This window comes from Caulobacter sp., from assembly GCF_017744445.1.
Classification (GTDB): Bacteria; Pseudomonadota; Alphaproteobacteria; order Caulobacterales; family Caulobacteraceae; genus Caulobacter.
In genome coordinates this window covers 97194-122029 of the sequence record NZ_JAGIBH010000015.1, presented here as the reverse complement: position 1 = coordinate 122029, position 24836 = coordinate 97194, and the positions used below count along the sequence as shown (strand labels likewise).

Here is a 24836-nt window from a genome sequence, read left to right as displayed (position 1 = left end):
TCCCCCGCGACGGGGATGGCTATGATTGTGCGGGGGATTTTAGCGCGGATCATTCGAAGGCGCGTAAAATCGACAAGCGGTTGATTTCGCTAGGTTCGATCTCGCGAATTCCGAGGATAGAGGCGGCTCAACGCCCACCAGATGCTCCCCCGCGATGCGGGGGAGCTGTCGCGGAGCGACTGAGGGGGCAAGTGCTGAATAGGCCGAGCTAGCCCCCTCCGGCCCTCCGGGCCACCTCCCCCGCATCGCGGGGGAGGATTTAGGCCCCCCCCTACTCCTCCCGCAGCTCCAGCGCCGTGAAGGGCGCCTGGCCGCGTTCGATGCGGATCAGGTCCAGCACGCCGACGATCTGCCGCGAGCGCCAGTGGCTCAGCAGGTACATCAGCGGGCCCATGGTCGCGATGCTGACGCTCACGATGACCATGTTCAGATTGTCCCGGACGAAGCTCATCACGCTGTCGCCGGCCAGTTCGGCCAGCAGCGCCACGATCGACAACGGCACGGTCAGGTAGCCGATGATCACCACCCGCAGGATCTGGTCCTGGCGGCGGACATTCAGATTGGCCAGGGCCGACAGGGCGTCGAACGTGGCCTCATCCACTCCGTCCAGCAGCGCGAAGGACTTGATCGTCGACGGGTTCCTGCGAAAGCCGCTGAGGAAATCGACGCCGACATAGCCCCAGGCCCCGGGGGTGTAGAGGCTGGACGGCAGCAGCGACCAGACGGGGAAATAGTCCTTCAGGCGCTTCCACAGCGCCCATAGTTGTTCGTTGTTGGCCATGCTCAGGCGTAGCCCAGCAGCGCCCGCAGGCCCGGCACGTGGAAGTCGACGACCCGCTTGTGGACGTCCGACAGCACCTTGGGCACCTCGGCCGTGACCTGCAGGTTCTCGCGGGCGGTGCGGCTCTCACGCGGGTCGGCGCCGGCCTCGACGCGCTCGCGCCAGTCGGACGGCAATTCCAGGCCGCAGTCGGCCAGCAGCTGGCGGAAGAAGGCCTCGGCCCGCTTTGAGCCCAGGTCCTTGAGGCTGTCGACGATGTCCTCGTAGCGGACGATCACGGCGCTGGAGCCCATCCAGGCCACGGCGTTCATGGCGAAGATGTCGCGCAGGTCCGGCACGCGGCCATGGGCGCCCAGGATCATCATCATGATGACGTCCTCGACCGACGCGCCGCCGTCCTTGATGTGGTTCAGGTTCCCCTGGAACTCGTCCGACAGGTAGAAGCGCGCCCGCGCCAGCACCCAGTCATAGGGGTCGCGCACCAGCACGATGTGGCGCACGTCGCGCAGGGCCACCGCCGACTCGTCGGAGAACAGCATGTGGCCCCAGCTGATCATCGGGGCCTTGGGGTCGAAGGCGTCGCGGCTGCGCGCCAGCAGGGCGTGCTGGATATATTCGCGCGGCCAGTGCTGCTCGGGCGCGACGAACATCCGCAGGATGTTGCGGATCAGGTGAGTGCCGGCCTTGGGCACGCTGTTCAGGTAGACCGGCTGGGAGAGGCGCGCGCGATCGAAGCGCTGGCCGATCTCGTCCAGATTGTCGGGCTTGCCCCGGATGATGGCGTTCACGACGGAGACTTCCCGCGACTCGAAAACAAAGGGCGGCGGATCGCTCCGCCGCCCAAAAGACTAGACCGTGAAGGCGGGACGCGAAACGCCTCTCGGCGATCGCGCCCCTCTCCGATGCTTAGAACTTCGCTTGGAAGCTCACGAACATGCGGCGGCCGATATAGTCGTACTGCGAGGCCAGCACCGAGCGGCCGACCATGTTGTAGTTGCCCGCGTTCTGGCTGACCTGCGGCGGCGCTTCGTCGAACAGGTTGGCCACGCCGCCCAGCACGGTGAAGTTCTCGAACTTCTTCTGCAGCGACAGGCTGTGGTACGCCGTGAACTCGGTGTGGATCTTGTAGAACGTGGTCTTGGTCGTGTTGCTGTCGGCATAGTCCTCGGCGTCAGACGCCTTGCCGACCATGTCGATGCCCCACAGAGCCGCCCAATCGCCCTTGGTGAAGCGGAAGTTCAGCTGGCCGGTCCAGTCCGGATCGCCCACGAAGCCGTTGCTGTCGACGACGGTGTCGGCGAACAGGGCCGTGGTGTCCTTGAACTGCCAGGTGGACTGCAGCTCGACATCCATGCGGACGTCCCAGGGCAGGTCCTGGCCGTAGTTCACGGTCAGATCCAGGCCCTTGTTCACTTGGGTGGCGATGTTCAGGTAGTTGTCGGTCACCGTGGTGACCAGGTTCGACGGACCACGGGTGAACAGCGTGCACAGCTTGTCAGTCGGGAAGCTCAGCGACCGGTAGCAGCCGTTGACGATCCGGGCCGCGCCCAGCTGGGTGATCTCGTTGTTCACGCGGATGTCGAAGTAGTCGACCGCCACCTTCAGGTCGGCGAACTTCGGCGTCCAGATGACGCCGTAGGTCGTGGCCTTCGAGGTTTCGGCTTCCAGCGAACCAGCGCCGCCGCCCGAGGTCACGGTCGCCTGAGCGCCCGCGCCGGTATAGGCCGGCGGGATGCCGGCGGCCTTGCAGTTGTCGGCGACGTACTGCGGCAGGGTGCCGGCCGTCAGCGCCGCTTGCCAACGGATGCACGGATCGAGGTTGCGTTGCGAGACGAAACCGGTCTCGGCGTTCTTGTACAGCTCGAACAGCGCCGGGGCGCGGAACGAGGTGCCCCGCGTGGCGCGCACGCGCACCGACGGGATGATCTGCCAGTTCAGGCCGACCTTGTAGGTCTGGTCGCTGCCATAGCTGTTGACGTCGGTGTAGCGGCCCGACAGCGACAGATCCAAGGATTGGATGAACGGAACGCTCTTCACCAGCGGAACGCTCAGTTCGCCGTAGATTTCCTTGGTCGTGTCCTTGCCGGCGGTGATGCCCGAGGTCGACGAGCCCCAGATGTTGCCAGCCTGGGTGATCGCGCCGGGGGTGTCGTTGATCTCGTCCTTGCGATAGGCGACGCCGAAGGCGGCGCCGACCGTACCGGCCGGGAGCTTGAACAGGTCGCCCGAGACCGACCCTTCGATCGCCAGCTGCTTGTAGATGGTCTTGCCGGTTTCCGTGTCGAACAGGAAGGCCTGTTCTTCGGGCGTGTACTTGCCGGCCAGGAAGTCGGGCGACATCCAGTTCACGTCGACGCACTTACGCTTGCTGATCGGCGTGGTGTAGCCGACGCACGAGGCGGTGGGGCGCGGGATCGAGTTGGCCTTGCCGATGCCGAACGAGCCGCCGTCGCTGCGGCCGTCGGCGCTGTTGAGGGCGTCGCCCAGGACGACGTCCTGCGAGTACAGGCCCTTGTTGTGGCTGTACTGAGCGAAGATGTCCCAGTCCCAGCCCTTCAGGAAGTTGGCGCCGAAGTCGCCGCGCAGGCCGCCGACATAGCGCTGGTAGTCGACCTTCTGGCCGGCGCGGGCCAGCGGCGTGACGATGGTCGGGCTGAGGATGAAGTCACCCGTGAAGCCGGCGCTGAAGGGGTCGCCGTAGTCTTCGGTGTAGAGGTAGGTCCAGATCTGACGATAGCCGTTGGTCTTGGTGGCGCGGCGGTTCAGCAGCACTTCGCCATAGGCTTCGACGTGGTCGTTCACGTCGAACGAGGCCTGGGCGAAGACCGTGTTGCGCTCGGTGCGCGGGGTCAGCGAGCTGGCCAGGTTGTAGGGGCTGTTATAGTCCAGCACGCCCATGTCGGGATTGGCCGGGTCCAGGCTGTCGCCGACCACGAACCATCCGGGAGGCGCGCCCGGATAGTCGCCGGCCTTACCGGCCGGATACTGCGAGATATACTTGCCCAGGTTGTTGCCGTAGTCGTACTGCAGCTTGCCGTCGCGGCCCTCGAAGTCGAGGGTGTACAGCCAGACTTGATCGTACAGCAGGTCGCGGCACTGGGTCGTGCCTGTGCGCGGGTCGATCGTGTCCTTGCGCTTGCCGTTGGCGTCGAAGATGTACGCCTGGCCGCAGTTGGTCCAGGCGCGCTGGCCGTTCGATTGCTCGGTCTTCTTGGCGTAGTCGTAGGTGATGTTGAAGAAGCCGCGCGAGAAGGTCTTGCCCCAGCCGGCGCTGGTGCGGAACTCCTGGCCGCCGTGCCGTTGCGGCTGGCTGGCGAAGGCGTCGATGCTGAAGCCGTCCTGGCCCCGCTTGGTGATGATGTTGACGACCCCGGCCACGGCGTCCGAGCCGTAGACCGACGAGGCGCCGTCCTTCAGGATCTCGACGCGGTCGATGGCGGCCACCGGCAGCACGTTCAGGTCAAACGCCGACACGCCGCCGCGCACGCCGGCCGGACCGGCGCGACGGCCGTTCAGCAGGACCAGGGTGCGGTTGGCGCCGAGGCCGCGCAGCGAGATGGTTTCCGAGCCCGGACCACCGTCGGTGACGAAGGCGCTCGAGACGGCGGCCGTGATCTGCGGCGAGCCCGAGGCGATGGTCGAGGACTGCAGCAACTGAGCCGTGTTGCCGATGCCCTTCAGCCGCCCCTGGTCGGCCGTGATGACCTGAACCGGGTCAGGACTGTTGAACTCGTTGCGCTTGATGCGCGAGCCGGTGACCACGACGGCCTCGACTTCGGAGGTGTCCTTGGCGCTATCGGTGGTCTGCAGCGGAGCGGCCGTTTGAGCCATGGCCGGCAGCGCGACGCCAACCGCCAGCCCGGCGATGATCGTCGAGGCCAGAAGATGTCTGCGATGGGTGAGCATTGGAGGATTTTCGCCTTTATTGCGGAACTACGCGGCACGCCTCCCCACCAAGCCCCCTTGGCGCGACAAGTACCGCTCACGCCTAACCAATCTGCTTCATTAACTTCCCGCAATCTCACCGTCGCCGTTTTGTCGCATTTTGGGCGAACTGTGGCATCTCGCACGCACTAACAGCGCTTGATGAGGCATTTCCCAGCCTTTTGAGCACCTTACGCGCACGGAAAGTGCAGCTACCCGAGGCACGAAAAAGGCCGCCGGGCAAACCCGGCGGCCTTTCATTACTTAAGGTTTAGGGAAAACTACCTAAAGTTTAGAGATTTCAGTTCACCGCCGGAAGCAACCGCTTGGCCTGGGCGATCCAGGCGTCGCGCTCGGCGCGGCCCTTCAGGTTCAGCAGCGCGTCGAACGAGGCCAGCTCGTCGGGCGTCCAGGCGGCGATCTGGCTGAACTTGGTCACGCCCAGCTCGCCCAGCGAAGCGGCCAGCTTGGGACCGATGCCAACCAGCTGGGTCAGGTCGTCGCCCGCGGCCTGGAGGGTCTCGGCGGCCTGCTCCACGACCGGCGCGACAGCTTCGACGACCTCGACCGGCGCCTCGGCGGCCGCCTCGACGATAGGCTCGGCCGCGACGACGGGTTCGACCACCGCCTCGGCGACATCCTCGTTGGCGGCGACGATGGTCTCGACCACCGGCTCGGCGGCGGCCTCGATGAGCTCCTGAGTCGCGTCGAGCACGGTCTCGGTCGTCTCGGCGACCAGGGTCACGGCCTCGATGACCGGTTCGGCGACGGGCGTCGCTTCGAGAACCGCCACCGCCTCGACAGGCGGCGCGACCGGCTCGGGGGCCAGGGCCATCAGGGCCTCGACATTGACGGCTTCACGCCAGCGGTTGGTCCACCACCAGTAGGAGGCGCCGGCCACCGCCGCGCCGCCGAACATCAGCCACAGCGGCGAAGCCGCCCCGATCGCCACGTACGGCGCGGTCTCGGGCTCGACCTTGTCGGCCTTGTATTCAGGAAGGAAAGAGAAGATCGAAACCATGGGGAGGTGCTCCAGCGCCGGCGATCTATTGCGGTGCAGCATAACACGGAAAACGCGTTCGCAACCGCAAAAATGCTCACCTTACGTCAAGCGATCCCAACAACTTTCAGAAGCACGCCCGCCGCTACGGTCACGGCGATCATGGCCAGCATCGGCAAGCGCGTGGCGAAGACAAGCATCAGGGCCAGCACCGTCAGGCCCAGCGCGCCGTAGTCCAGGCTGGCCAGGTCCGGCAGCATGACCTTGACCACGCCCGCGACCTCCATCGTCTGGCCGCTGCGGAAGAAGAGGTGAATGGCGAACCACAGGGCCAGCTGGCCGATCACCCCCACCGAGGCGGCCGAGATCAGGGTCAGGGCCCGCGCCGGCTGGGGCTCCCTCCCCCAGCGCTCGAACAAAGGCCCGCCGGCGAAGATCCACAGGAACGACGGGGCGAAGGTCACCCACGCCGCCATCAGCCCGCCCAGCACGGCCAGGACCCAGGCGTACTCGGCCGGCGCGGTCTGGAAAGCGCCGACGAAGCCCACGAAGACGAAGACCAGGATCAGCGGCCCCGGCGTGGTCTCGGCAAGGCCCAGGCCGTCCAGCATCTGGCCCGCCGTCAGCCAGCCGAACCCCGAGGCCGCCTGGCCGATATAGGCCAGGGCCGCATAAGCCCCACCGAAACTGATCGCCGCCAGCCCGCCGAACGACAGCCCCATCCAGGCCAGGACCGAGCCCGGCGCAATGAGCCAAGCCAGGGCGATCGGGGCGACCCACAGGGCCAGGCAGGCGAAGGCCGTCCTCGCCTGCCCCTTCGGTGGCGCAGGACGCGGGGCTGACTTGCCAGCGCCCTTGGTCGTCGCCCAGCCCAGCACCCCGGCGGCCAGGATCACCAGCGGAAACGGTACGGTCGTAAAAGAGAGCGCCGCGAAGGCCGCGCCGCAGACGAAGGCGGCCAGTCGATCCTTGATCGCCCGCTTACCGATCTTGATCAGCGCCTGGAGGACCAGCGCCACCACCGCCGCCTTCAGGCCCAGCAGCACCGGCCCCGCCCAGTCCGAGCGGCCGTGCGCGACATATAAAGCCGACAAGCCCAGCATCACCGCCAAGCCCGGCAGCACGAACAGAAGCCCCGCCGCGACGCCGCCTCGGATACCGTGCAGCCGCCAGCCCAGCCAGGTGGCCAGCTGCTGGGCCTCGGGCCCCGGCAGCAGCATGCAGAAGCTCAAGGCCCGCGCGAACGTGTCCTCGTCGATCCAGTCACGCTGCTCGACCACTTCCTTGTGCAGGAGCGCGATCTGGCCGGCCGGGCCGCCAAAGCCCAGCAGGCCGATCTTCAGCCAGACCGGCAGGGCCTGCGCGAAGGTCGGCGGCGCCTTGCTCACGTGCGCCAGACGCGCGAGCGGCCGCCCTTTTCGCCCAGGCGCGCGGCCAGCCAGTCGCCGGCCTGCGCCGCCGCCTCGTCGACCGAGGCCGGCGCGCCGACCATCACCATCGCGCAGCCATTCATCTTCATGGGATCCGTCAGGGGCCGGAGACGAAGCTCGGCCACTAGCAGGTCACCCGTGACGCTTTCCATCATCCGCAGGAAGGCGTCGAAGGTCTCCAGGTCCTTGATCGGCAGCCAGATGGCCAGGGCCGCGTCCGGCGCGCGCTTCAGGACGGCGCGGGTCGTCTCGGCGATGCGCTGGTAGTCGTCCGGCCGCTCGAACGGCGGATCGATGACCACGAAGGCGCGGCCGCCCTTGCCCGCCTGCTGGGCGGCGGTGACAAAGCCATCGGCCTCCAGCGCCTGAGCATTGGCGTAAGGCGCCAGGGTCTTGCGCAGCAGCGCCGCGTCGTCGGGGCGCAGCTCGCAGCCGGCATAACGGTCGGCCTTGCGCAACGCCCGCGCGGTCAGCAGCGGCGAGCCGGGATAGAGATCCCCTTCCTGCCCCCCGTTCATATCGGCCACCGCCTTCAGCAGCGGCCCGAACACCGCCGGCGCGTCGTCGGCCGCCTTCAGCCGGAAGATCCCCGCCTGCGCCTCGCCCGAACGGCGCGACATCTCGCCGGACAGGTCATAGCCCCCTGCCCCCGCATGGGTGTCGATCACCGACACCGCGTCGCTCTCAGCCTGGAGCGTCGACAGCATGGCCAGCACGATCGCGTGCTTGTGCAGGTCGGCGAAATTGCCGGCGTGAAAGGCGTGACGGTAGTTCATGCGTCCGCTCCTACCACGCCCCGTGGGCGCGGCCAGCCTCGCGCAGCTCTTCGATCATCTTCTCCTTGAGCGCCTGGGGCCCGACGATCTCGATCTTGTCGCCCCAGGTGAACAGGTGCCAGGCCAGCTCGCGCATGCCGCCGGCGCGGAAGGTGACCAGCACCGAGCCGTCCTCTTCCTGCGTCACCTTCTGCGTCGCGTGGAAACGCCAGCGCAGCGCGTCCTCGGCCCCCTCGGGCTTGATGCGCAGGACCACGTCCTGGATCTCGTCGTGATAGATGCCGAAGCTCTCGTCGGCGAAGGCCTGCAGGCTGAAGTCCTCGGGCGGCGAGGCCGGCTTGTCGAGCACCTTCAGGTCACTCATCCGGTCCAGGCGCCACGAGCGCGGCCCGCCCGCCCCTTCCGACGCCACCAGATAGTTGCTGCGCCCGAACAGCACGCCCAGCGGCGTCACCTCGCGCGTCCGCCCCGGCGTGCTGCCGCCTTCATAACGGAACGACAGCGCCGACAGGCCCTTGATCGCCGTGCGGATGGCCGTCAGCAGCGCCTGATCCTCGAACGGACGCGGGCCGGCATGGACGGCGATGGTCTCGGCCTGGACCAGGGCCTCGACGTCCGGGGCCACCTTGCGCCGCGCCGCGCCACGCAGGGCCGACAGCAGCTTGCCTTCCAGGGCGTAGAGCGAGGCCGCCCGCGCCTCGGCGCCCGAGGCCTTGTAACCGTCGGCGGCGGTGCGCAGGGCCGCCAGCTCCTCGGCGGTCGGGGTCTGAAAGACGCCGTCCAGGCCCGAGGGGATGCGGAATCGCTTGGTCGGCGGATCGTCGATCGCCTCCATCTGCGGAAAGGCCGTCCAGACGGCGTCGCGCATCCGCTCGGCGGTGCGGCGCCCCACGTCCAGGGCGCGCGCCATCTCGTCCAGGGTCATGCCCTCGGCCGAGCCGGCCAGCATCCGGGCCAGATCCAGGAGCCGTGTCGCTTTCTCATGTCTCATGAGGGACCATATACGACCGGTTTTGTCGCAAGGCCCGCACATTCTTCTCATGTCGAGACTGGAGAAGCCAATGTCCCGCTTTGCTTGCAGCCCCTGGGCGACCACCCCCGTCAGCCAGGCCATGATCTCGGCGGTGATGGACTTCGCGGATATCCACCGCGACATGGGCGGCGGCCGCACCCTGCGCCGTATCAGCCACGAGCGCGCGGCTAAGGCCGACATGTTCCTGCTGCTGGGCCGCGACGTCGAGCGCGTCATCGACATCGGCTTGGTGTGGAACGACCGCGAGGATCAGATCGTCCGCGTCACCGACGACGCCGAACTGCGCGATTCCCGCCTCCAGCTGTGGGAAGAGGCTTTCGACCTGTTCGAGACCGAAGAGACGGACGAAATGGCTCCGCCGATGCGCCTCGTGGCGTGAAGCCTGCCGCGCACGCACCCTCAGCGTGCAAAGTGGGCGTACCCAACTGCCTAAAATCCGAGACCTGCCGCCGCGCAAAACGGCGCCATTGAGGCGCCGGCGCGGTTGTGACCGTTTCTAGAACAGCCCCCATTGCCGAACGCCGAAACCTGCCTCCCCATGAATTCATCGGGAGAGTAGCCGATGATTTTTTGCGTCAGTGTCAAAAATCATAATCGTCGGGAGAAAAACGCCATGGAAAAGGGAATCATTACGCGTCAATAAACACAACGAGGGGGTTACTAATGACTCGGCGTTTTAAACCTGCCCTGCTGGCGGGTATTTCCGCGCTATCTGTTACTTTGGGATACTCTGCACAAGCGTTCGCCGCCGCACCGGATACGGCGCCGGATCAGAACGAAATCGACGTCGTCATCGTCACCGGCACGCGCCAGACTGGCCTGCGCGTCATCGACAGCCCCGCCCCCGTCCAAGTCGTCGACACCAGCACGCTGGAACGCACCGGCACGGTCGACCTGCGTCTCGGCCTGGCCAATCTGGTCCCGTCGTTCAACGCTCAGGCCTTCGGCGGCGACACCGCCAACCTGACCCTTTCGGCCCGCCTGCGCGGCCTCTCGCCCAACCAGGCCCTGGTGCTGGTCAACGGCAAGCGCCGCCACACCACCGGCAACCTCGCCGTGCTGTCGGGCGTCTATCAAGGCGCCGCCGCGGCCGACCTGGGCTTCATTCCGATGGCCGGCATCGGCCGCATCGAAGTGCTGACCGACGGCGCCGCCGCCCAGTACGGCACCGACGCCATCGCCGGCGTCGTCAACATCATCCTGAAGAAGAACGTCTCGGGCGGCTCGATCTCGGCCACCGGCGGCGAATATTTCGACGGCGGCGGCAAGACGGCCGGCGGCTCGGTCAACATCGGCATGGCGCCGACCGAGAACAGCTATCTGAACCTGACCGTCGAGAGCAAATACCACGGCTTCAGCAACCGTGGCCTGCCCGACCAGCGCGTCGTCAACCCGGCCAGCTCGGGCTATTCGGCCGCCAACAACGCCGTCGAAAGCCTGATCCCCGGCTATCCGAACCTGAACCTGATCTCGGGCGACGCCGAATACCGGATCAACAATTTCGCCTTCAACGCCGGCGTCGAGCTGCCGGCCGACTTCGAGGCCTATTCGTTCGGCACCCTGGGCCACAAGGACGCCTCGGCCTACGAAAACTACCGCCGCTATAACCGCATCCAAGGCAAGATGGGCGCGGCCGACCGGCCCTTCCCGCTGGGCTTCTCGCCCCGCGAGCGCATCATCGAGGACGACTACGCCCTGACCCTGGGCCTGTCGGGCAAGGTGGCCGGCTGGGACATGGACCTGTCGTCGACCTACGGCAAGGACGACATCGAGGTGCGCGTCGAGGACTCGGCCAACGCCAGCCTCTACACCGACACCTCGACCACGACGACCAAGGGCTTCACCCCGACCTCGTTCCACGCTGGCAGCTGGCGCACCACCCAGTGGACCAACAACCTGGACCTGCGCCGCGGCTTCGACGTCGGTCTGGCCACCCCGCTGGACGTCGCCCTGGGCTACGAGCAGCGTCGTGACACCTACCGCATCGGCCAAGGCGACGCGGCGTCGACCTACAAGGAAGGCTCGCAGTCGTATCCGGGCTTCCAGAAGACCGACGCCGGCGGCCACAGCCGCACCAGCTGGGCCCTGTACGGCGACTTCGCCGCCAGCCCGATCGAGGCCTGGAAGATCGACGCGGCCATCCGCTACGAGAAGTTCAGCGACTTTGGCGACACCACCGTCGCCAAGCTGACCAGCCGCTATGACTTCAACGAGATGTTCGCCGTTCGCGGCACGGTCTCGACCGGCTTCCGCGCTCCGACCCTGGCGGAATCGTTCTACTCGGCCACCAACGTCTCGCCGACCAGCGCCTTCGTGCAGCTGGCCCCGAACTCCAGCGCCGCGCGCCTCCTGGGCATCGACACGCTGAAGCCGGAAAAGTCGAAGAACTACAGCCTGGGCGTCGTGGCCCACCCGATCCCGAAGATGACGGCCACGATCGACGTCTATCAGATCAATCTGAAGGACCGGATCTTCGGCTCCAGCTCGGTCTACGGCATCCGCAACGGCGTCGTGGTCAACAGCAACGTCAACGCCGCGATCGCCGCCAACGGCAACGTGCTGGACAGCACGGTGGCCAGCACCGGCATCAACATCTTCTCGAACGGCCTGGACACCCGCACGCGCGGCCTGGACTTCGTGGTCTCGTACCCGACCGACCTGGGCGACGCGGGCCGCATCGACTGGACGCTGTCGGGCAATTTCAACAAGACCAAGATCACCAAGGTCAAGGCCGCTCCGACGGCGCTCGCCACCCCCAGCGCCGCCTTCCCGACCGGTCAGGTCCTGTTCGCCGGCAACGCCGCCTCGCTGCTCGAGAAGGCCGCGCCGAAGTACAAGATCGGCCTGAACGGTCTCTACAGCTTCCGCAAGGTGACGCTGTCGGTGACCGAGACCTTCTACGGCAAGGCCGAGGCCCTGTCGGATCCGGGCACCGGTCCGCTGCTGAACACCGTGGCCAGCGCCACGGCGATCACCGATGTCGAGCTGTCCTACAAGTTCCTGAAGGGCGTCACCGCCGCGATCGGGGCCAACAACGCGTTCAACAAGTATCCGGACAAGTTCTCGGCCGCGTTCCAGACCGCCTGTATCGCTTCGGGCGGCGGCTGCGTCACCCAGTATCCCTCGTTCTCGCCCTACGGCATCAACGGCGGCTACTACTACGGTCGCCTGACCTACGCCTTCTAAGGCCTAGGCACGGACTGAAAAGCGAAGGGGCGGGCCGCGGGGTCCGCCCCTTTTGCTTTGGGCTACGCGGTCCAGCCCCCGTCGATGGTCAGGCTGGCGCCGGTCATGTAGCCCGCGCCCGGACCGGCCAGCCAGGCGACCAGGTCGGCGATCTCGTCGGCCTTGCCGATGCGGCCCAGGGGCAGTTTGGGGGTGATGTACTCCATCAGGTCCGCCGTCATGTCGGTCTCGATCGGGCCAGGCTGGACGTTGTTGACCGTGATGGCGCGCGGCGCGAAGTCCAGAGAGGCGCCTCGCACCAGCTGGGCCACGGCGGCCTTGGTCATGGCGTAGACGCTGGAGCCCGGGCTGCCGATCCGCTCGGCGGTGTTGCTGCCGATGGTGACGATGCGGCCCCCGTCCAGCAGGTGCGGCGCGGCGTAGTGGATGGCGGTGAACACACCCCGCACATTGACCGCCAGCATGCGGTCGAAGTCCTCGACGGCGAACTGGTCGATGGTCCCGGCGAGCAGCACGCCGGCATTGGCCACCAGCACGCCCAGCTTGCCGAAGCGTCCGACGGCGGTCTCGACCGCGGCGCGCACAGCCTGGGCGTCGGCGCTATCGGCCTGGATCGGCAGAGCGGTCCCGCCGGCGGCTTCGATCTCGGCGGCCAGGGCGGCCGCCTTGTCGGGCGAGCTGACATAGGTGAAGGCGACGGGGCGCCCCTCGGCGGCGAGCCGGCGGACGATGGCGGCGCCCATGCCGCGCGAGCCGCCGAACACCAGGGCAGGGGCGGTAGAGGAGAAGGTCGTGGACATCGGAATTTCCATTCTTGACTGATTGGTCCGGAACCAATGCGCCATTCCGGATCGATCGGTCAAGAACATTCTGGACTCATCGGTCCGGAATGGTAGGATGCGACCATGGCCAGACCTTCCGAGTTCGATCGAGACGAGGCGATCGCCAGCGCGATCAAGGTGTTCGCGCGCCACGGCTACGAGGCCGCCTCGACCAGCGACCTGCTGGACGGCATGGGCATCGCCCGCCAGAGCCTGTACGGCGCGTTCGGCGACAAGCGCCGGCTGTTCCTGGAAGCCTTGCGTCGCTACGCGGCCGACTCGCTGACCCAGATGCGCGACGCCCTGGCCGGCGGGACGGCGGCGGAAGGGATCGAGGCGGCGCTGCTGGTCGGACTGGGCTCCAGCGCCGATGTCGAGACCGGCTGCCTAGGCGTGGGCTCCATCGTCGAGTTCAGCCGCACCGATCCCGACATCAACGCTCAGAACGACGCCGCTGGCTTGGCGGTGATCGCGGCCTTCGCCGAGCGCGTGCGCGACGGCATGGCGGCTGGAGAATTCGACCCCGGCCTAGACCCGGAGGCGGCGGCCGGGATGTTGCTAGCTCTGCGCTCGGGCCTGAAGGTCTCGGCGCGCGGCGGGGCCGGCGAAGCCGAACTGCGCGAGGCCGCCCGCCTGGCCCTGCGCGGCCTGCGCGCCTAGAGCCCCTTGCCCATCCGCACCAGCGGCACGCGGTAGCCGGTCGAGGTCACCGCCTCGAACGGCTCGATGTCGTGGTAGCCGCAGGCGCGGTACAGCGGCACGCCGCCCATGGTGGCCGCCATCTCGACACGGGCGAAGCCTTCAGCGCGGGCGGCGGCCTCGCAAGCGTCCAGGACCATCCGGCCGACGCCTTTCCGCGTGTGGTCGGGGTGGGTGTACATCGCCCGCACGCGCGCCGCGTCGACCTTGGGGTCCAACAAGGCCGCGTCGCGTCCGGCCGAGTGGTCGCCGCCGAACAAGGTAGCGCGCCGACTCCAGCCGCCGCAGCCGGCGATCTCGCCCGCGTCCTCGACCACGAAATAGGTGCCGTCGGCGATCAGTTGGGTGTCCAGACCCATGATCTCGAACGAAGCCTTTACGCCCTCGGGCGGCAGGAAGTCCTGCAGCAGCTCGCCGATCGCGCGGTCCATCAGGGCCGACAGCACGGGCATGTCGTCGGCGTGGGCCAGGCGCAGGGTCAGGGCGGGTTCGGACGAATTCATAAGGGCTCCATGACGGCGTGCCGGGCGATGAGCAAAATAAGGATTCGGTGAGTCGACGGCTATATTTCAGCCCCGCCCACCGATCGCTCAAAGCCGCCCCCAGGCGCCCAATGGTCAGGCGTCCGTCGGGTCATGCTGCGTCTTCACTGAAAACGGATTGCGCGCGCAAGGCCCAGATTTCGAGATACCGCCCAACCGGCGCGACGTGATCCGCTGGCAATAACGGGCGGGGATGTAATGAGCGGATTGGACGCGTCTTCGGCGGGTGGCGTACTCACACGCCGTCGGTTCTTCGAGAGTTTGGCCGCGGTCGGCGGCATGTCGTTGGTTCTGTCGGGCATGGAGGCCCTGGGCTTTTCGCAGGCCTCAGCCACCGAGCTGCCGCCCGAGCTGACCGGCGGCGCCAAGAACACCAAGGTGGTGATCCTGGGCGCGGGCCTGGCGGGCATGACCGCCGCCTACGAACTGTCCAAGGCCGGCTACCAGGTGCAGGTGCTGGAGGCCCGCTCGTACGCCGGCGGCCGCTGCCAGACCGCCCGCAAGGGCTTCAAGCACACCGACCTGATCGGCCACGAGCAGACCTGCGAGTTCGACGACGGCCACTACATCAACCACGGCCCGTGGCGGATCCCGTACCACCACCGCTCGACCCTGCATTACACCAAGCTGTTCGGCGTGCCGCTGGAGAGCTTCGTCAACGACAACGACGCCGCCTACATCTATTTCGAGAAGGGCAAGGGCCCGCTGAACGGCAAGCCGGTCCGCAAGGGCGAGATCGCCGCCGACATCCGAGGCTACACCGCCGAGCTGGTCGCCAAGGCCGCCAGCCAGGGCCAGCTCGACGCCCCGCTGTCGGGCCTGGATAAGGAACGTTTCGTCGCCTACGTCGTCAACGAAGGCCGCCTGTCCAAGGACCTGGCCTACAAGGGCACCGAGGGGCGCGGCTTCTCGATCCACCCCGGCGCGGGCGTCGATCCCGGCCCCGGCAAGGAACTGGCGCCCTACGCCTTCAAGGACGTGCTGGACAGCAACGCCTGGCGGGTCCTGAGCTCGGTCACCGGCTACGAGCAGCAGCGCACCATGCTGCAGCCGATCGGCGGCATGGACCAGATCGCCAAGGCCTTCGAAAAGCAGGTCGGGCCGATGATCCGCTACGGCGCGGTGGTCGAGAAGATCAAGCAGTCGCCCACCGGCGTGACGGTCGCCTACAAGGGCGCCGACGGCAAACCGGCCGAGGTCACGGCCGACTACTGCCTGTGCACCATCCCGCTCAGCGTGCTGAAGCAGATCGATGTCGACGCCTCGGCCCCGTTCAAGGCGGCGATGGAGGGCGTGGCCTACGCGCCGGTCAACAAGATCGGCCTGCAGATGAAGAACCGCTTCTGGGAAGAGAAGCACCACATCTATGGCGGCCACATCTATACCGACCTGGCCGGCATCAACTCGATCACCCTGCCCTCGTATGGCTGGCAGGGTCAGAAGGGCGTGCTGCTGGGCTATTACGCGTTCGGCGGCGAGGCGGCCCGGATCAGCGCCAAAAGCCCGGCCGAACGCGCTGCCTTCGCCGTGGCGGCGGGTCAGAAGATCTTCCCCGAATACGCCGACGCCTACGAGAACGCCTTCTCGTTCAGCTGGCACCTGGCTGAGTACAATCTGGGCGGCTGGGCCGAGTGGGGCGAGACCGGCCGCAAGGACAGCTATCCCGTCCTGTGCCAGCCCGACGGCCGTCTCTATCTGGCCGGCGAACACTTGAGCTACCTAGGCGGGTGGCAGGCCGGCGCCATCGAGTCGGCCTGGCAGCAGATCGCCAGAATCCACGCCCGCGTGCAGCAGGCCTAAGAGCAGACTTCGGGGATACAGAATGACCTTCGCCTATCGTCTCGCCGCCCTGTCACTCGTCGCCGGCCTCGCCGCTCCGGCGATCGCCTCCGCCGACGGCAAGTCGCTGTTCAACGACAACTGCTCGGCCTGCCACCAGGTGACCGGCAAGGGCGTCAAGGGCGCCTTCCCGGCCCTGGCCGGCTCGCCCTTCGTGCAAGGCCCGCCGCAGGTGCTGACCACCACCGTGCTGAACGGCCGCGCCGGCATGCCCGCCTTCAAGGACGACCTGAACGACGCCGACCTGTCGGCCATCCTGACCTATGTCCGCACGTCGTGGGGCAACAAGGGCGCGGCCGTCCAGCCCGCCGATGTCGCCAAGGCCCGCGTCGCCGCCAAGGCCGCCGCCAAGGCGCGCGGCCTGCAGGCTCACTGATCTTTCGCACCGCTCAAAGGGAGAAGACCATGAAACGCCTCATCGCTCTGGCCGCTGGCGTCGCCGCCCTCGCCGGCTTCGACGCCGCCGCCCACGCCCAGGACATCGTCCGCGGCGGCGACCCCAAGTCGCCGATCGCCAGCGTCGTCACCGTGCCGGCCGGCTACGACACCATCTACGTCTCGGGCATGACCCCGCCGGTCATCGACGAGAAGGCCACGGGCGTCGCCAAGTTCGGCGACACCAAGACCCAGACCCTGGGCGTCATCGGCCGCATCGAGGCCGCGCTGAAGAGCCAGGGCGCCACCCTCGCCGACGTCGTCATGATGCGCGTGCTGCTGGTCGGCGACCCGGCCAAGGGCGGCAAGATGGACTTCGCCGGCATGATGGAAGGCTACAAGACCTTCTTCGGCACCGAAGCCCAGCCCAACAAGCCGGCTCGCATCACCAGCCAGATCACCGCCCTGGTCCAGGACGGCATGCTGGTCGAGATCGAGGCCCAGGCGGCGCGGAAGAAGTAAGACCCCTCTCCTCGTCATCCCGGGCGGCGTAGCCGACCCGGGACCCAGGGGCCGGCGCAGTGCCGTGGCCCCTGGGTCCCGGCTCTCCGCTTCGCTGCGGCCGGGATGACGCGCTTGGGTTAGCCCCAAACTCAGCCTCAAAATCGATTTCACCGTTACACGAAATTATTTCCGTGACAACGTTGTCAGATCGATTTCAAACGTCTATATGGAACTCAGCCCTTTCGGGCGTTTCCTCCCAATGACTCGGCCGCCTTCTTCTCCTGGAAGGCGGCCGTTCTTTTGTCTGGGACGGAGAAAACCCTCTCTCATGGAGAGAGGGAGGGGCCCGCGCCGCAGGCGTGGGAGGGTGAGAGGGTTCACCGCTGGCCGGTCGGTCCGCTACCCCAATGTCGACGCATCGGCTGCACGTCGATGACAACTTTCGACCCATACTTGCCCCCCCCGCGCTGACGCGCTCCTCCCCCTTAGGGGGAAGAAGGAGCGCGATCACCTTCCGCCCCCTCTGGGGGCGGACGACCGCGTAGCGGTCAGGTGGGGGCCTGCGGCGGTGGCCGCTCTCCACCCATTGTCGACCTAAGCGGATGCCGCCTACGCAAACACCTTCGCCAGGATCGCCGCGAAGATCGCGCCTCCCAACACGAGCCCGACGATAGGCGCGCGGGGGTGCGACACGTTAATCGTCCACCCCATCACGGGAATACGTTTGGGAACGAGAAGCCGAGGGTCGTCAGGCCCATGGTAAAAGCCGAAACCGTCGTACCAACCGTTCATCTCGACATCTCCGAACCGCCGGATTTTGCCAGACCTAGCGTCAGCTTCCCATCCCGAGCTGACAGTTAATCGCGGCGCTCGGCGCCAGCCGCATAGCGATTCATATCGCTCAGGGCGGCTTCGAAAGCTCGCGCCCCGCCCCCTATCATCACCAGATGGTCCGGCGGCGTTTAATCCCGAAAGATCGTAACCTCTCACCCTCCCACCGCTTCGCGGCGGGCCCCTCCCTCTCTCTATGAGAGAGGGTTTTCAGGCTTCTGACGACGGCGGATTTTCCGGATCCGCCTTCTTCTTCCCGCCGAACTTGATCAGGCCGAAGCCGACGGCGAAGCCCAGGATCAGGCCGATGGCCATGTTGTCGATCAGCGCGCCGAAGATGATGCCGCCGCTGACGCCCAGGACGAAGCCCACGCCACCCTTCTTGTCCATCGGACGCCTCCCTCACGGCTTGGTTGACGGCACAGCTTCTGGGTGGGTCGGGGTGGCGGTGTCAAGCGGCGCACACCACCTCCCAGACACGGGAACGCAGCAAACACGACCAAAACCAAGACATACTTCGATACGAACTAGCAATTCTTTGAAATCATTCAATTTTCTGATGTATAAATGTTCAACCAATGAGCTTCCAAGCGCTCATTATTTAATCTGAGACCAGCATATAGGCGCACCACGGCGCCGCTATGCTTCGCTGAAGGCAGTTCACGTCTCAGCCTTTGGACATTCGACACGTCCTTCCGCTCGACCGGAAGACCACGGTGTCGTCGTCTAAAGGGGATAGCCTGATGAACTACGCCAAGACCGCCGCCCTCGCCGGCGCCGCCATGATGCTCGCCCTGGCCGCGGCCGGGTCGGCTTCCGCCCAAGCCATGACCACGCCCTCGATGAGCTGGCCGCTGGCCGCCAATCCCAAGCCCAGCTCGATCGACGCCGGGCCGTTCGAGAATGTCTATGTCACCGGCGCCATCAGCGGCATCGGCTATACGCAGGACCGCGCGGCCGGCAGCGACAAGAAGTCTCGCGTCGACTTCTCGAACGCTCAGGTGATGGTCCAGACCACCGAGGGTCCGATCCAGTTCTTCGCCCAGTTCGGCGCCTATTCGTTCCCGACCGTGGGCGTGCCCTATGGCAAGGCCATCGACAACACTAAGAACACCTTCGGCGTCATGCCGCAGGCGTTCGTGAAGTTCGTCCCCAATGAGAACGTCTCGATCATGGTCGGCAAGCTGCCCACCCTGATCGGCGCCGAGTACAGCTTCACCTTCCAGAACGCCAACATCACTCGCGGCCAGCTGTGGAACCAGGAGAACCTGATCAACCGCGGCGTCCAGGTGAACTACGCCTCGGGTCCGCTCAGCATCTCGGCCTCGCTGAACGACGGCTTCTATTCCGACAAGTACAGCTGGGGGTCGGCCCTGGTGTCCTACGCCGTCAACGACAAGAACGTGATCGCCTTCGCCGGCGGCGGCAATTTCGACAAGGCGACGGACAAGGCGACCTCGGCCACGCCGCTGCTGCAGAACAATTCCGAGATCTACAACCTGATCTGGACCCACACCAACGGCCCGCTGACCATCATGCCGTACGTCCAGTACACCAAGGTCCCCAAGATGCCGGCGCTGGGCGTCACCGAAAAGGCCTCGACCACGGGCGTGGCGGTGCTGGGCAAGTACAGCTTCAACGAAAACGTCTCGCTGGCCGCCCGCGCCGAACACATCTCGACCGATGGAAACGGCGTGACCAACCTGCTGTACGGTCCCGACAGCAAGGCCACGACCCTGACCCTGACGCCCACCTACCAGAAGGGCGCCTTCTTCATCCGGGGTGAGGTCGCCTACATCAAGCTGAACGACTACGACGTCGGCTCGGGCCTGGGCGCCAATGGCGACAAGAAGTCCCAGACCCGCGCGCTGATCGAAACCGGGATCCTGTTCTAAGGATCCAAGGCTTGCCCCGTCTCTCGCTAGGGAGGCGGGGCGGCCGTCACGACCCGCCCGTCCAGCGCCTCCACCGGCCACGGCGACAGCCGCGCGCCGACGCAGGGGCCGCCGACGCAGGTCCCCTCCTCCACCGTGAACACCGCGCCGTGCCAGGAGCACATGATCAAGTCGCCGTCCGGGGTCAGGTAGCGGTCAAGCTCCTGGGCCAGCGGCAGGCCGGCGTGCGGGCAGCGGTCGACATAGCCGAACACCGCCTCGCCCTTGCGCACCACGAAGCCGTGGAACCGCGCCTCGCCGATCTGCAGCACGTAGTTCCGCGCCTTGCCGTCGGGGATCAGGTCCAGCGGGCCGAGATTGATCCCGGCCCGGGTCGACCAGATGCGGGCAACGGCAGAGGCTTCTTCGCTCAAACCCGCTCGACCGTCTGTTCGATGGCGCCGAAGATCGAGTGGCCCTTGGCGTCCTTCATCTCGATGCGGATGGTGTCGTCGCCCAGCAGGAACGGCGTCTTGGCCGCGCCCGTCAGGATGGTCTCGACCGTGCGCAGCTCGGCCAGGCACGAATAGCCGACGCCGCCGTCGCTGATCGGCTTGCCGGGGCCGCCGTCCTCGCCACGGTTGCTCACCGTGCCCGAGCCGACGATGGTGCCGGCGCTCAAGGATCGGGTCTTGGCGGCGTGGGCCACCAGGGTCCCGAAGTCGAAGGTCATGTCGACCCCGGCGTCGGCGCGGCCGAAGTCCTTGCCGTCCAGCTCGACCAGCAGCGCGCCGTGCAGCTTGCCGTCCTTCCAGGCGTCGCCCAGCGTGTCGGGCGACACCGCCACCGGCGAGAAGGCGCTGTGCGGCTTGGACTGCACGAAACCGAAGCCCTTGCCCAGCTCGGCCGGGATCAGGTTGCGCAAGCTGACGTCATTGCACAGCATGACCAGGCGGATGGCCTCCAGGGCCTCCTCGCGCGTCGCGCCCTGCGGCACGTCGTCGACGATCACGGCGACCTCGCCCTCCAGGTCGCAGCCCCACGAGGCGTCGCCCAGCGGGATCGGATCGCGGGGGGCCAGGAAGCCGTCCGACGCGCCCTGGTACATCAGCGGATCGGTCCAGAAGCTCTCTGGCATCTCGGCGCCGCGCGCCTGGCGCACCAGCTGCACGTGATTGACGTAGGCCGAGCCATCGACCCACTGGAAGGCGCGCGGCAGCGGGCTTGCGGCGTCGTGCTCGTGGAAGCGCTCCTTGGGCACGCCGCCATGCTCGAGGCTCTCGGCCAGGCCCGCCAGCATCACCCCGCAGCGCTGCCAGTCGTCCAGCGCGGCCTGCAGGGTCGGCGCGATGGTCCCGGCGTCGGTGAACCAGGCCAGGTCGTTGGAGACCACCACCAGCCGGCCGTCACGACCGCCCTTGAGAGACGCGAGCTTCATCAGCGCTTCCTCTTACTTCTGTTCTGGTTACGGCAGGCGGGCTTTGGGAAAGCCCGTCCAGCACGCGTCATAGTCACCCTGAAGCGCGGAAGTCTCCAGCGCGAACTTGGTGGGCCGGATCACCCAGCGGCTTTCGAACATGAAGGCCATGGTCCCGTCGATCTTGTGCGGGGCCAGCTGGGCCTCGGTGGCCTTGTGGTGGCTGGCGACGTCGGGGCCGTGGTCGCTCATGCAGTTGTGCAAGCTGGCGCCGCCGGGGACGAAGCCGCCTTCCTTGGCGTCATAGGCGCCGTGGATCAGGCCCATGAACTCGCTCATCACGTTGCGGTGGAACCACGGCGGGCGGAACGTGTGCTCGGCCACCATCCAGCGCGGCGGGAAGATCACGAAGTCGCAATTGGCCGTGCCCGGGATCTCGCTGGGCGAGGTCAGGACCGTGAAGATCGACGGATCGGGATGGTCGAAGCTGACCGTGTTGATCGTGTTGAAGCGCGACAGGTCGTAGCGGTAGGGCGCGAGGTTGCCGTGCCAGGCCACCACGTCCAGCGGGCTGTGGTCCCACGCGGCGGCCCACAGCTGGCCCTGGAACTTCTGAATCACCAGGGTCGGCGTATCCACGTCCTCGAAGGCCGCCACAGGGGTCTCGAAGTCACGCGGATTGGCCAGGCCGTTGGAGCCGATGGGCCCCAGGTCCGGCAGCTTGAACGCCGCGCCGTAGTTCTCGCAGACATAGCCGCGCGACGGGCCGTCCAGCTCGACGCGGAAGCGCACGCCGCGCGGGATCACCGCGATGTGACCGGGACCGGCCTTCAGCACGCCCAGCTCGGTGACCAGGGTCAGCACGCCCTGCTGCGGCACGATCAGCAACTCGCCGTCGGCGTCGTAGAACACCCGGTTCACCATCGAGGCGTTGGCGACATAGACGTGCACGCCCAGGCCGTTCTGGGTCGCCACGTCGCCGTTGCCGGCCAGAGTGACCAGGCCGTCGACGAAGTCGGTCGGCTCGGCGGGAATGGCGATCGGGTCCCAGCGCAGGCGGTTGGGGGTCACGGGCCCTTCGAACGGACCACTGGCCAGCTTGGCTTGCGCGTAGGGCTGGTAGGCCCCGTGCCCGGCGCTGGGCCGCAGGCGGTAGAGCCAGCTGCGCTTGTTTTCATGGCGCGGGGCGGTGAAGGCCGTGCCGGACAGTTGCTCGGCATACAGCCCGAACGGAACCCGCTGCGGCGAGTTCTGGCCGATCGGCAAAGCGCCGGCCACGGCCTCGGTGGCGAAGTGGGCGCCGAAGCCGGTTTGGTATTTGAGCGCGTCGGTCATGCGGTTCGGAATCTCTCGTTTCCTCCCCACGCCGTTTCCCCGGCGAAAGCCGGGGCCCAGATCCATCCTGGGCGGTTCGTGGGTTTCACCTGGGTCCCGGGTGGAGTTTACGCTCGGGCGCGTGAAACGCGACCCGTGGCGCCGGGAAGACGGGAGAGAGGTAAGCATCCTCCCTCCCCGATCGAAAGGCCTACGCCTCGACCGTGATCACCCCACGGCGGATCTGGTCCAGCTCGATGCTCTCGAACAGGGCCTGGAAGTTGCCGTTGCCGAAGCCCTGATTGCCCTTGCGCTGGATGATCTCGAAGAAGATCGGACCGAACAGGTTCTCGGTGAAGATCTGCAGCAGCAGGCCTTCCTCGCCGACATTGCCGTCCAGCAGGATGCGGTTCTTCTTCAGGCGCTCCAGGTCCTCGCCGTGGCCCGGGACGCGCTTGTCGACCAGCTCGTAATAGGTCTCGATGGTGTCCTGCAGCTTCACGCCGCGAGCGCGCAGCTTCTCGACCGTGCCGTAGATGTCGTCCGTGGTCAGGGCCAGGTGCTGGATGCCCTCGCCGTTGTACTGGCGGATGAACTCCTCGATCTGGCTCTTGTCGTCCTGGCTCTCGTTCAGCGGGATGCGGATGGCCTTGTCGGGCGCGATCATCGCCTGGCTGAACAGGCCCGTGGCCTGGCCCTTGATGTCGAAGTACTTCTGCTCCTCGAAGCCGAAGACCTGGTTGTAGAAGGTCGACCAGGTGCGCATCTGGCCGCGCTTGACGTTGTGGGTCAGGTGGTCGAGCAGGTCCAGACCGACATTGTTCTTGGCCTCGTCCAGGGCCGCGCCCGGAACCTGTTCCCAGCTGTCATAGATGGTGCCGCCGTCGCCATAGCGGTCGACGAGGTACAGCAAGCTGCCGCCGATGCCTTCCAGCACCTTGGCGTCCGAACCCAGCAGCGAGCGCGAGGCGTCGGCGGCCTTGGCGCCGCGCGCCAGGGCGTCGGCATAGGCCTGCTCGACGTTCTCGACGCGGAAGGCCATGCCGTTGGCCGACGGACCGTGGGCCTCGCGGAAGTCGGCGACCTGGCCGGCCGTCTCCTGATTGACGATCAGGTTGATGCGGCCCTGCTTGTAGCGGGTCGCGGCCTTGGTCGGGTGCTTGCTGGCGGCGACGAAGCCCAGCTGCTCGATCAGGCCGATCATGGCCGCCGGATCGGGGCTGGTGAACTCGACGAACTCGAAGCCGTCGAGGCCCAGCGGGTTCTGTTCAGTCACGAGAGTCATGCGGGTTCTCCCTGCAGGCAGGCGTTCAACGCCCGCGCGAATGTGTCGATGTTCTGGGCGGTCAGACCGGCCAGGTTGATGCGGCCGGAACCCGCCATGTAGATGCCGTGGTCCTCGCGCAGCTGGATCACCTGGGCCGGCGACAGCGGCAGCAGGGCGAACAGGCCGTGCTGGCCGGCCAGCGGGGCCAGCAGCGGGACCGCCGTCGCCAGGCGCTGGCGCAGGTCGGCCACGCGCGTGCGCATGGCGTCCAGCTCGGACTTCCAGAGCGTCGTGAGGGCTTCGCTTTCCAGGATAACACGAACCGTGGCGGCGCCGTGATCCGGCGGCATCGACCAGTTGGTGCGGGCCAGGGCGCGGATGTTGCTGGCGGCCAGGTCCAGGGTCGCCGCATCGCGGGTCAGGGTGTACAGCGCGCCGACCCGCTCGCGGTACAGGCCAAAGTTCTTGTCGCAGGAATAGGCCAGCAGGCCGTCCTCGGCGGCGGCCAGAACCAGGCGCATGCCGGCGGCGTCTTCCTCGAGACCCAGGCCCAGGCCCTGATAGGCCAGGTCGATCAGCGGCGTGATCCCCTTGCGGCCAACCACCTCGGCGATCGCGGCCCATTGCTCCAGGCTGTAGTCGGCGCCCGACGGGTTGTGGCAGCAGGCGTGCAGCAGCACCGCATCGCCGGCCCGCGCCGTCTCCAGCGTGGCCATCATGTCGTCGAAACCCAGCTTCTGGGCGCGCTGGTCGTAGTGGCGGAACGTGACCGTCTCGATGCCCAGCTGGTCCAGGATCTGGGTGTGGTTCGGCCAGGTCGGGGCGCCGATGAACATGCGGATGTCGGGCTTGGCCGCTTGCAACAGCTCGCAGGCCAGACGCACCGCGCCGGTGCCGCCCGGGGTCTGAACGCCGAACACCTCGTGGCTGACGTCGTCGCCGAAGATGATCGGCTTGAGCAGGTCCAGATAGCCGATGTCGCCTTCCGGACCGAGGTACGACTTGGTCGTCTGGGTGTTCAGCAGGATCTGCTCGGCGGCCTTCACGCATTCGAGCACCGGCGTCGCGCCGGCGTCGTCGCGGAACACGCCCACGCCCAGGTCGATCTTCTCCGCGCGCGGATCGCGGCGATACATGCCGATCAGCGACAGCAAGGAGTCCGGCGCCTGCGGCGTCAGGCCAGTGAACACGGAGGAGGTCATGCGGCGCTTCCCGTCGATCTA

Annotated in this window: 23 protein-coding genes and 1 pseudogene; 7 read left to right on the top strand and 17 right to left on the bottom strand. The window is 67.0% G+C overall.

Annotated elements, in window-relative coordinates; translation table 11 throughout:
• Positions 1-271: 271 nt before the first annotated feature.
• The 7 genes from J7528_RS20085 to J7528_RS20055 all read right to left on the bottom strand — a co-directional run bounded on the left by J7528_RS20085 (position 272) and on the right by J7528_RS20055 (position 8902).
• Positions 272-781 (bottom strand): hypothetical protein, encoded by a 510-nt coding sequence (locus tag J7528_RS20085; RefSeq protein ID WP_291878105.1) that lies wholly within the window; start codon positions 779-781, stop codon positions 272-274.
• 2 nt (positions 782-783) lie between these two features.
• A complete protein-coding gene (locus J7528_RS20080) occupies positions 784-1569 on the bottom strand; it encodes a hypothetical protein (protein ID WP_291878102.1) in 786 nt (261 codons plus the stop codon).
• 118 nt (positions 1570-1687) lie between these two features.
• A complete protein-coding gene (locus tag J7528_RS20075; RefSeq protein ID WP_291878099.1) occupies positions 1688-4687 on the bottom strand; it encodes a TonB-dependent receptor in 3000 nt (999 codons plus the stop codon).
• A 319-nt stretch (positions 4688-5006) separates the two neighbouring features.
• On the bottom strand, positions 5007-5726 hold the full coding sequence (gene phaH / locus J7528_RS20070) for a phasin PhaH (RefSeq protein ID WP_291878097.1): 720 nt from the start codon (positions 5724-5726) through the stop codon (positions 5007-5009).
• A gap of 86 nt (positions 5727-5812) precedes the next feature.
• Positions 5813-7093: a chromate efflux transporter gene (gene chrA, locus J7528_RS20065; protein WP_291878095.1), complete on the bottom strand. Its 1281-nt coding sequence runs from the start codon at positions 7091-7093 to the stop codon at positions 5813-5815.
• A complete protein-coding gene (gene rlmJ, locus J7528_RS20060) occupies positions 7090-7911 on the bottom strand; it encodes a 23S rRNA (adenine(2030)-N(6))-methyltransferase RlmJ (RefSeq protein WP_291878093.1) in 822 nt (273 codons plus the stop codon). Before rlmJ ends, chrA begins: the two co-directional genes overlap by 4 nt.
• Positions 7912-7921: 10 nt before the next feature.
• On the bottom strand, positions 7922-8902 hold the full coding sequence (locus J7528_RS20055) for a YafY family protein (protein WP_291878091.1): 981 nt from the start codon (positions 8900-8902) through the stop codon (positions 7922-7924).
• 70 nt (positions 8903-8972) lie between these two features.
• On the opposite strand from J7528_RS20055, the gene J7528_RS20050 reads away from it, so the two are divergent.
• Together J7528_RS20050 and J7528_RS20045 are read left to right on the top strand one after the other, a co-directional pair.
• Positions 8973-9323 carry a hypothetical protein gene (locus tag J7528_RS20050; RefSeq protein WP_291878090.1) on the top strand — a complete coding sequence of 117 codons (351 nt, stop codon included), beginning with the start codon at positions 8973-8975 and terminating at the stop codon, positions 9321-9323.
• A gap of 284 nt (positions 9324-9607) precedes the next feature.
• Positions 9608-12130: a TonB-dependent receptor gene (locus tag J7528_RS20045; RefSeq protein WP_291878088.1), complete on the top strand. Its 2523-nt coding sequence runs from the start codon at positions 9608-9610 to the stop codon at positions 12128-12130.
• A 62-nt stretch (positions 12131-12192) separates the two neighbouring features.
• Here the strand turns inward: J7528_RS20045 and J7528_RS20040 are convergent, their stop codons facing one another.
• On the bottom strand, positions 12193-12930 hold the full coding sequence (locus tag J7528_RS20040) for an SDR family oxidoreductase (protein WP_291878086.1): 738 nt from the start codon (positions 12928-12930) through the stop codon (positions 12193-12195).
• Between the two features lie 105 nt (positions 12931-13035).
• Between J7528_RS20040 and J7528_RS20035 the strand changes: the two genes are divergently transcribed.
• Positions 13036-13611, top strand: coding sequence for a TetR/AcrR family transcriptional regulator (locus J7528_RS20035; RefSeq protein WP_291878084.1), 576 nt, complete (start codon positions 13036-13038; stop codon positions 13609-13611).
• Here J7528_RS20035 and J7528_RS20030 read toward each other — a convergent pair.
• Positions 13608-14153: a GNAT family N-acetyltransferase gene (locus J7528_RS20030; RefSeq protein WP_291878082.1), complete on the bottom strand. Its 546-nt coding sequence runs from the start codon at positions 14151-14153 to the stop codon at positions 13608-13610. The genes J7528_RS20035 and J7528_RS20030 overlap by 4 nt on opposite strands.
• 237 nt (positions 14154-14390) lie before the next feature.
• Between J7528_RS20030 and J7528_RS20025 the strand changes: the two genes are divergently transcribed.
• From J7528_RS20025 to J7528_RS20015, 3 genes are read left to right on the top strand one after another with little or no spacing between them, the layout of a single operon-like run.
• Positions 14391-15992, top strand: a complete 1602-nt coding sequence (locus J7528_RS20025; RefSeq protein ID WP_291878080.1) for a flavin monoamine oxidase family protein — start codon at positions 14391-14393, stop codon at positions 15990-15992.
• Between the two features lie 22 nt (positions 15993-16014).
• Entirely contained in the window at positions 16015-16407 is a 393-nt protein-coding gene (locus J7528_RS20020; protein WP_291878078.1) for a cytochrome c, read from the top strand.
• A gap of 29 nt (positions 16408-16436) precedes the next feature.
• Positions 16437-16928 carry a RidA family protein gene (locus J7528_RS20015; protein ID WP_291878076.1) on the top strand — a complete coding sequence of 164 codons (492 nt, stop codon included), beginning with the start codon at positions 16437-16439 and terminating at the stop codon, positions 16926-16928.
• 30 nt (positions 16929-16958) lie between these two features.
• Here J7528_RS20015 and J7528_RS20010 read toward each other — a convergent pair.
• From J7528_RS20010 to J7528_RS20005, 3 genes and pseudogenes are all read right to left on the bottom strand, one after another.
• Positions 16959-17072, bottom strand: a pseudogene (locus tag J7528_RS20010) (hypothetical protein); the annotation flags it as partial.
• Positions 17073-17519: 447 nt separating this feature from the next.
• A complete protein-coding gene (locus J7528_RS25605) occupies positions 17520-17702 on the bottom strand; it encodes a DUF5808 domain-containing protein (protein ID WP_363270247.1) in 183 nt (60 codons plus the stop codon).
• A 249-nt stretch (positions 17703-17951) separates the two neighbouring features.
• Positions 17952-18131 carry a hypothetical protein gene (locus tag J7528_RS20005; protein WP_291878073.1) on the bottom strand — a complete coding sequence of 60 codons (180 nt, stop codon included), beginning with the start codon at positions 18129-18131 and terminating at the stop codon, positions 17952-17954.
• A gap of 353 nt (positions 18132-18484) precedes the next feature.
• Between J7528_RS20005 and J7528_RS20000 the strand changes: the two genes are divergently transcribed.
• Positions 18485-19636, top strand: a complete 1152-nt coding sequence (locus J7528_RS20000) for an outer membrane beta-barrel protein (protein WP_291878070.1) — start codon at positions 18485-18487, stop codon at positions 19634-19636.
• A 26-nt stretch (positions 19637-19662) separates the two neighbouring features.
• Here the strand turns inward: J7528_RS20000 and J7528_RS19995 are convergent, their stop codons facing one another.
• From J7528_RS19995 to J7528_RS19975, 5 genes are all read right to left on the bottom strand, one after another.
• Positions 19663-20049: a Rieske (2Fe-2S) protein gene (locus tag J7528_RS19995; RefSeq protein WP_291878068.1), complete on the bottom strand. Its 387-nt coding sequence runs from the start codon at positions 20047-20049 to the stop codon at positions 19663-19665.
• Positions 20046-21053: a fumarylacetoacetate hydrolase family protein gene (locus J7528_RS19990; protein ID WP_291878066.1), complete on the bottom strand. Its 1008-nt coding sequence runs from the start codon at positions 21051-21053 to the stop codon at positions 20046-20048. Before J7528_RS19990 ends, J7528_RS19995 begins: the two co-directional genes overlap by 4 nt.
• A 27-nt stretch (positions 21054-21080) precedes the next feature.
• Positions 21081-22367, bottom strand: a complete 1287-nt coding sequence (gene hmgA / locus J7528_RS19985) for a homogentisate 1,2-dioxygenase (protein WP_291878064.1) — start codon at positions 22365-22367, stop codon at positions 21081-21083.
• A gap of 190 nt (positions 22368-22557) precedes the next feature.
• Positions 22558-23631 carry a 4-hydroxyphenylpyruvate dioxygenase gene (gene hppD, locus J7528_RS19980; RefSeq protein WP_291878062.1) on the bottom strand — a complete coding sequence of 358 codons (1074 nt, stop codon included), beginning with the start codon at positions 23629-23631 and terminating at the stop codon, positions 22558-22560.
• Positions 23628-24815, bottom strand: coding sequence for an amino acid aminotransferase (locus J7528_RS19975; protein ID WP_291878060.1), 1188 nt, complete (start codon positions 24813-24815; stop codon positions 23628-23630). Before J7528_RS19975 ends, hppD begins: the two co-directional genes overlap by 4 nt.
• Positions 24816-24836 lie beyond the last annotated feature (21 nt).